8 protein-coding genes and 1 pseudogene are annotated in these 7093 nt (G+C 39.8%); 4 read left to right on the top strand and 5 right to left on the bottom strand.

Translation table 11 applies throughout. From position 1 onward, the window contains the following. Window positions 1-644: S-type pyocin domain-containing protein (locus H0247_RS17925; protein WP_180743758.1), on the top strand; the 644-nt coding region annotated here is incomplete at its 5' end. A 14-nt stretch (window positions 645-658) separates the two neighbouring features. Beyond that, window positions 659-937 (top strand): bacteriocin immunity protein, encoded by a 279-nt coding sequence (locus tag H0247_RS17920; RefSeq protein ID WP_180743757.1) that lies wholly within the window; start codon window positions 659-661, stop codon window positions 935-937. A gap of 61 nt (window positions 938-998) precedes the next feature. Here H0247_RS17920 and H0247_RS20060 read toward each other — a convergent pair. Next, window positions 999-1219, bottom strand: a pseudogene (locus tag H0247_RS20060) (H-NS family nucleoid-associated regulatory protein); the annotation flags it as partial. A 162-nt stretch (window positions 1220-1381) separates the two neighbouring features. On the opposite strand from H0247_RS20060, the gene H0247_RS17910 reads away from it, so the two are divergent. Further along, window positions 1382-1900, top strand: a complete 519-nt coding sequence (locus H0247_RS17910; RefSeq protein WP_180743756.1) for a hypothetical protein — start codon at window positions 1382-1384, stop codon at window positions 1898-1900. A gap of 11 nt (window positions 1901-1911) precedes the next feature. Next, complete coding sequence (locus H0247_RS17905) at window positions 1912-3099, top strand: hypothetical protein (RefSeq protein WP_180743755.1); 1188 nt, start codon at window positions 1912-1914, stop codon at window positions 3097-3099. Between the two features lie 71 nt (window positions 3100-3170). Here H0247_RS17905 and H0247_RS17900 read toward each other — a convergent pair whose 3' ends face one another. The 4 genes from H0247_RS17900 to H0247_RS17885 all read right to left on the bottom strand — a co-directional run bounded on the left by H0247_RS17900 (window position 3171) and on the right by H0247_RS17885 (window position 7067). Continuing rightward, window positions 3171-3341: a hypothetical protein gene (locus H0247_RS17900; protein ID WP_180743754.1), complete on the bottom strand. Its 171-nt coding sequence runs from the start codon at window positions 3339-3341 to the stop codon at window positions 3171-3173. A 347-nt stretch (window positions 3342-3688) separates the two neighbouring features. Beyond that, entirely contained in the window at window positions 3689-4723 is a 1035-nt protein-coding gene (locus tag H0247_RS17895; RefSeq protein ID WP_180743753.1) for a hypothetical protein, read from the bottom strand. A 294-nt stretch (window positions 4724-5017) separates the two neighbouring features. Beyond that, window positions 5018-5743, bottom strand: coding sequence for a pentapeptide repeat-containing protein (locus H0247_RS17890; RefSeq protein WP_219606806.1), 726 nt, complete (start codon window positions 5741-5743; stop codon window positions 5018-5020). Window positions 5744-5789: 46 nt separating this feature from the next. Beyond that, window positions 5790-7067, bottom strand: a complete 1278-nt coding sequence (locus tag H0247_RS17885; RefSeq protein WP_180743751.1) for an integrase arm-type DNA-binding domain-containing protein — start codon at window positions 7065-7067, stop codon at window positions 5790-5792. Window positions 7068-7093: the final 26 nt, after the last annotated feature.

The following is a 7093-nucleotide window of genomic DNA, read 5'->3' as shown; positions in this document are numbered from 1 at the left end:
CGCCCGGTCTGGATGGCCCGTCCATCACATGGACACCAGAAAAACCTGACGGGGTTGAGACTGTTACACATACAGGAAATCCGGTCAAACCCATCGATCAGCCCACCATCCTGATCTATCCTATCCCTGAAGATGAAACGGAAACCACCACGCCACCGTTTCCTGCGCCAGATGAGCATGATTTTAATGACTGGATCTTGGTATTCCCTGATGGTTCAGAGATAAGGCCGATCTATGTTTATCTGCAATCAGCGCGGGATAAGCCCGGAACTGCAACAGGGAAAGGTGAGGTACTGAGTGGTGAAGGTAAATGGTTGGAAGCCGCCAGTTCAGGATTAGGTGCGCCAGTGCCTGTTGAAGTCGCGGATAAACTGAGAGGGCAGAAATTTGAGCGTTTTGATGATTTTAGGGAAGCGTTTTGGCTGGCTGTATCGGAATGCCCTGAGTTAATGGCACAGTTTAATCGCTCCAATCAGACTATAATTAAAGCAGGTAATGCGCCTTTTACTATACCTGAAGAGCAGGTAGGAAAAAGGAAACGGTTTGAAATTCACCATGTTAAAAATATACAACACGGTGGCGAGGTATATAACATAGATAATTTGAGAGTGAATACTCCAAAAAATCATATTGGTTTGCATTAAAATAATGGTGACATATGAATTTAAAAGAAAAGCTTGAGGATTATACTGAGGAAGAATTTATTTCTTATCTGTCTGAGTTTTTTGATAATCCCATGGGACTTCGAGGGAAGGAATTAGAAACACATTTAGATAATTTGGTTGAGCATTTTGACAGGATCGTACTTCATCCCGAAGGCAATGGTCTGATTTTTTATCCACCGGATGGAAGAGATGATTCACCAGAAGGCATTATTAATGAAATAAAACGCTGGCGGAAATCCAAAAATCTCCCATTATTCAAAAACTCAAAGTGATTTGCTTTTTTGCGTCTGCAACCCGTAGCAAAGGGTTGCAGTCTGATATAAATAATCAGATCTAAAAATCCTCTGGCGTTTTACTGCTCTCAAACACAGTCGTAATTGCTTTAGGTGTACGACCCTGACCTGTCCATAGCTTTTCGTTGCCATTTTCATCAACATATTTTTATTTAACAGGATGAGGCTCACCTTTCGCTTTTTCTGATTTTGTCGCGGATACAGAACCAAGTAGTTCAGTCGGATCGACACATCGTCTAATAACTTAGCACGTAAGGCTTCACTAATAATTTATTGTCCTGATGGTTATTAATCGGGGTGATCATAAGTCTGACATTTTTACTTGGAGAATTTAAAAAAATAAAATAACACTGTAAGACTCTTGTCAATATAAAATAAATTGATTATCTCCTGAGTATAGATTAATAAATTTCAGGAGATATCATGTCATTCAACAAAACAAAAATATTATGCTTATTATTTGCCAGTGGTTTCACATTACAAGCACAATCTGCTGATAGCATTTTTAAAGCGCCAATCGGTAGTGTGTATTCACTGGAATATAACTCAGCATATATCGGCGCGAACGTTTTAAAACTGACGCTAAGCCATGTGCCAGATAAGTCCTGTGCGATATTGGCAACACAGTTAGCGGGGCAATATTTTGAAGTGTTAATTAACAGTCAGTATGTGCCATTAACTCCACCTGCGTCAGGAAGCACATGGAACAGAAACACGGTTGTGACAGATAAAACAGCCGCACTATGTAAATCAGGAAAAGATAACACAATTGTAGTCAATCATTTTGTTTATCCGAAAACCTACGCCCTTTATGATTCTGATGGAGATATTGTTCATTCCTCTGGTGGTTCTGCTGAAAAAGAAAATATCGTTAATGTCAGTTATGACATTTATCGAAAAACCATGCAGACCAGAGAAAACCATCAGCTATCGATAAAATAAGGATAAATATTATGATAATAAACAAAAAAGGATATTCAGTATTAGAGATTGTTTTAGGGCTTGGAATTGCTTCGGGTATTGCCTATACCGCATTAAGCTTTTATCGCAATGAAAAACATGATGCGGCGATAAGGGAAACGGTTCAACAGGTTCGTACCATATTCAACACGTCAGATGCTTATCTGATGAGTGCCAAGCCGGATGGAAGTGTTCAGGAAACGTATCCCATATCTATGCAGATCTTAAAAAACACGTTGGCTTTCCCGTTGAATCTTGGGGAACTGCGTGAAGGTTCTGAGGCTGAAGTCGCAGCAAGCACGGCAATATCAACCTCTGCATCCAAATCTGCCAGTACGTCTGCATCACTGTCTACCAGTAAATCAGCGTCAACATCGGCATCGGTGAGCGCCAGTAAGTCGGTATCATCGTCTATATCAAATTCGGTATCTGCGTCTAAATCTGCCTCGGTGTCGGCAAGCGTGAGTGCTTCAACCAGTGCATCTGTATCGGCTTCCAAGTCAGCAAGCACAAGTCAGTCAATCAGTGCTTCTGTGAGCAACAGTATCAGTGCCAGCCAGTCAACATCGATCTCTGCGTCTAAATCTGCTTCAACATCGGCAAGTTTAAGTGCTTCAACCAGCGCCAGCCTGTCGGCATCCAAATCTGCCAGCACCAGTGCCAGTATTAGCGCTTCACAATCCGCATCGTTATCTGCCAGTACATCGGCGTCATTATCACTTTCAACCAGTGCCAGTGTTTCATCGAGTATCAGTGCATCAATATCCGCTGGCGCAGCCGCAAATAAGACAATTGATGAAAAAGCAGCAGAGATGGGGGTCAGTCTGAAATACGTATTTGGTTATGACTATGACTGTAATGGCATTTTTGACGAATACGATAATGAGTTTAACGGTGATGAAAGTTATGACTGGACTGGTAATTCATATTATCCGTGGGGCTGTACAGTTGACCTTAAAAAGACAGCAGATTATCAAACCTATGCAAACGCAATTAATACTGGCAATGTGTCTCTGGCTGCTAAAATGGATGCCTTTTTCAAAGCCTATGGGGAGTATACTCGCGCAAGAAACCTGAACAATAAAAGGGATGCGGAGCGAATTGACAGAGAACACGGTTATAATTTCATTAAATATAATTACAATATTAAACATTGGCTTGGTGGAGAATATAAACAATAAATGTTTGTCATAAAAAGGGCATGACAGCCCTTTTATTTTTTTTAAATCTACTATAGAAAAGTGGGATTATATCAGGCTGCGTCTTCTTTCTGATAGACCAGATGAAGTGTATTGAGTCTTTCCCACAAGATAAAGGATAAGATCTCTTTTGCCTTGGGTTCATCCAGTTCAACAACCGCATAAACTAATGCCCGACACTGATCGATGATTTCTTCCAGCTCCAGCGGTGTGTTATCGAACATGATAAGCCTCCGCTGCTGGATATAGCAAAAAAGCAGTAGCCAGATGCAGATTTTCAGGATGGGAATAGGTAAACTGATAGATAGCCATAGCGTTAGCTCCATAACGTTGAGGTTAGCCCTTGTCTGGTATTGCAGTACCTTTCAGGGGCGATTATTTCATGAATAGCTTTGTGTTAAGTTGTGTACTTACTTGGCTGCAATGTAAGGCTAGGATTTGTACTAGTCAATTGCTAAACGCGATATGAAAAATCTACGGAGGGTAAGCCTAAAACCCTTCAAAGCCGAAATGCCCCAGAACTTTGTGAACAGTTGGATGAAGTGTTGGCAAAAGAGTTTAATGGCCTTTTTTATTTACTATGCGGTATATGAATTGTTCTTGAATGTAAACAGTCATTATAATTCTCGAAAACCAAAGAAAATGATTCTTCACCGGGATAAATTTGGACTACTCTATTAGCTCTAAATATCTTAGTATCAAGCGGCCTCTTAGCGTAAGGGTTATGAAATATCATTAATCCATCAAGGATGGTTTCATCATACTCAGATGTTTTGCATATTACTTTTTTGGGGATTCCTTCAGGCGGTTTCGCCCAAGTAGAGTAGATTTCCCCAAGTGGATTATTTTTATTAGATAATGCCAATAATTTTCCCCAAGTAGCATTGCAGCTAAACATTATAGCGCTGATATCTTCATATTGTTCATCGCAGAAAAAGCCCAACGGAATTTCGGTTCCATTATCTTTTTTAACATAGTCAAGTTGTTGATTTGGTGGCCCCTCAGGGTATAGTTCAGGATTGTCTAAAAATACGTCCTCATTCACATAATCATTGTATAACACTGCTCTTACTGCTCTGTCGTATTGTAAATTAAAATAAGGTTGTTCGAAGGGAGCTACTGCGATAACAAATGGTTTTCCTCTGACATGATCTAACTTAGAATAAATCTTATTATATTTTTTTTCTTTCTCTTTTATTGAGTTGCATAGTCTTATCATCGCTTCTCTATTTAGTTCATTGAATCTATTTAACTTCACTAACTCATCAGGGGAGTATTTCTTCTCCCATTCTGGTGTTTTATTTTTTGCAGCATTCGCTGTTGTGGCTTCAATAATAATGTTTGGATTGATGATACTGAAGTCGGGTGAGGAGTAATTGAAGTTAACGTTTAATCCATATTCTTTAAGTACAGCGAAAAGGTAAACCTCCCAAAAGGTTGAGTTAAATGTTGTTTGAAATTCTTTGATTAATTTTTTGTCTCGATCAACAAAACCACTAGCCCATTTATTGAATAATTCTTGTGCTGATTTATTGTTTTTTATCAATACTCTTTTGAAATTTTCGTGAAAATCTAATTTTTCAACTACTGGTAGGAAAAAATTCATTATTCTCCCTTTTACTAAGTATTTTAAAGCCGAGTATCGGTCAAGAATATTCTAATCATGATCTACTAATAACCCCAAACAATCGAGAGGCTGGATCAGTTACTTTACTCAATATATAAGACAGCACCAAAGCTAAAAATCCTATAACAGTCGCATAGTTTCCAATCATAGTCAGCACTCCCAGAATGTCAGTTATTAGATCTTGCCAACTTAATGGTAGTCCCCTTTCTAACCTTAACTATCCAACCTCTCGATTGGATGGGGCAGGACTCAGTTAACCTAGCAAAAAGAATATTAACTGTCAATTTTTTTTAGATTTTCGATGAGGCTTCCTACTGTATAAGGTGTCTTTTTTCCCTGCTTCTCGAATATTTTCTCTAACGATAATACTACTGTTTCTTCTTTATTGTTAAATAAAGTGGTAATAGCATAAAATGTTGCATGGTTAATTTTACCTCCCTTTATGTGTATCAATCTACTTTTAGTCAGATGTTCTATTTTTTTAAATTGATTCAATTTTTCTATAAAACCAGTAGATAATGTGACATATGGGTGTCTTTTTAAGACTATATTTGTCTTGTTTAATTCTGGTAATGCCTCTGTCTTTACATTTATAAAAATGCATTCTTTGAACTGACAATTATCAAAAGTGCTTCTTTTGAAAACTGTGCCATAGAATAGACATTTTTTAAACTCTGTGTTTTTAAATTTAATACAGTTAAAGTGAACGCCATTGAAATCAGAACATATGAATTTACTACCATTAAATTTTGTTTGTTTGAAGATGGAACCTCTTAAGTTGGTGTTTATAAAGATGATATTGGAAAAGTCAATTTTAGAGCATATGGATTTTGAATAAATGCCAATAATATATTTTTGTGTTGTCGTTTTTTTTCGTGATGCATATCGTGGCAATAATTTCAGCTTTGGCTTATCACTTGGCCTTCCGATTATACGATTTTTCCTTAGTTGAATTTTTCTTTTTCTTAATTTTCGTTTTAATGATTTTTTTATACGCATCATTACACCTAATTGAACAATATCCCATCCTTGGGATTATACCGTCCTACATTTTAGAGGCAAACTCAAACGGCCTCACCATACCGTTGCTGTTAGCATCCAGAAAATCAGCCCACCATTGCAGCATCAGGCGGCGTTGTTCAAGGTGTTTGGCCTTGTGGGTATAGGCAGCGCGAACGTTATTCTTTTCCATGTGGCTCATCTGAAGTTCTACTACATCTTCAGGCCAGATACCCGATTCGATTAACGCACTACACGCCAGCGTTCGAAAGCCGTGGCCGCACAGATCGGTTTTGGTGTCATAGCCCATTTTGCGAAGCGCTTTGTTGATGGTGTTTTCACTCATCGGCTTCATCGCATCATAACAGCCCGTCAGGATAAAGCCGTCGTCACCGTTAACGTCATAGGTGAGGGTTTTTAGCTCTTTCAGAATGTCCAGTGCCTGACGGCACAGAGGAACATAGTGCTTTCTGCGCATTTTAGCCCCACGGCCTGAATGTTTGATCCCTTCAATGGCTTCACGCTGTTCAGGGATAACCCATAAGGCACTGTTAAAATCAATCTCTGACCATCTGGCAAAGCGGAGTTCACTGGAACGCACAAAAATCAGCAGATTGAGTTTTATCGCCAATTGGGTCAGCCTGCTACGGCCTTTATAGGCTTCAATACGTTCCAGTAGGGTAGGTATCTCTTCCAGTTCGATAGCGGGGCGGTGTTCCGTCTGTGGCTTCTGAACTGCGCCTTCCAAATCATAGGCCAGATTGAAACGGATCATCTTTTGCTGGACGGCATAACGCATGATGGCGGTAGCATACTGTTTTACCCGCATAGCAATTTCCAGATAGCCCAGCTTCTCTATCTTTTTGATGGGAACCAGCAGATCGCCTGTATCCAGTTCAGCAATATCTTTTTCACCAATGTCAGGGAACAGATAAGTTTCCAGTCGTGTCCAGACAGAACGCTGATAATCTTCTGACCATGTGGTTTTGGTGGCAAACCAGCTTTTAGCAACGGTCTTGAAAGCGCGGGTGTTGTTACGCTTTTCCAGTGTGGTTTTGTTGTCAGCCTGCTTTTTAGCGCTAGGGTCAATGCCAGCCGCTAACAGCTTTTTCGCTTCATCCCGGCGTTGTCTTGCATCAGCCAGTGAAACAGCAGGATAGACACCAATGGAAAACACTTTCTGTTTCCCTTCAAAGCGATAACCCAACTGCCAGTATTTAGAACCGTTGGGATGTACCAGCAAGTAGAGGCCGAACCCGTCAGTGAGCTTCACCACCTTTCCTGACGGCTTGGCATTTTTTACTTTAGTATCAGTAAGTGACATGACGGCTCCCTCCGATTGCTGGTAAA

This window comes from Pectobacterium sp. CFBP8739 (assembly GCF_013449375.1).
GTDB lineage: Bacteria > Pseudomonadota > Gammaproteobacteria > Enterobacterales > Enterobacteriaceae > Pectobacterium.
Note: the sequence above shows the minus strand (reverse complement) of the source record. Positions and strands in the feature narration are given on the sequence as shown.

Excerpts from the sequence above, each read along its gene's own strand:
- H0247_RS17890 (WP_219606806.1), bottom strand. The coding sequence starts at position 5,743 with ATGCGTATAAAAAAATCATTAAAACGAAAATTAAGAAAAAGAAAAATT.
- H0247_RS17920 (WP_180743757.1), top strand. The coding sequence starts at position 659 with ATGAATTTAAAAGAAAAGCTTGAGGATTATACTGAGGAAGAATTTATT.
- H0247_RS17885 (WP_180743751.1), bottom strand. The coding sequence starts at position 7,067 with ATGTCACTTACTGATACTAAAGTAAAAAATGCCAAGCCGTCAGGAAAG.
- H0247_RS17900 (WP_180743754.1), bottom strand. The coding sequence starts at position 3,341 with ATGTTCGATAACACACCGCTGGAGCTGGAAGAAATCATCGATCAGTGT.
- H0247_RS17895 (WP_180743753.1), bottom strand. The coding sequence starts at position 4,723 with ATGAATTTTTTCCTACCAGTAGTTGAAAAATTAGATTTTCACGAAAAT.
- H0247_RS17905 (WP_180743755.1), top strand. The coding sequence starts at position 1,912 with ATGATAATAAACAAAAAAGGATATTCAGTATTAGAGATTGTTTTAGGG.
- H0247_RS17910 (WP_180743756.1), top strand. The coding sequence starts at position 1,382 with ATGTCATTCAACAAAACAAAAATATTATGCTTATTATTTGCCAGTGGT.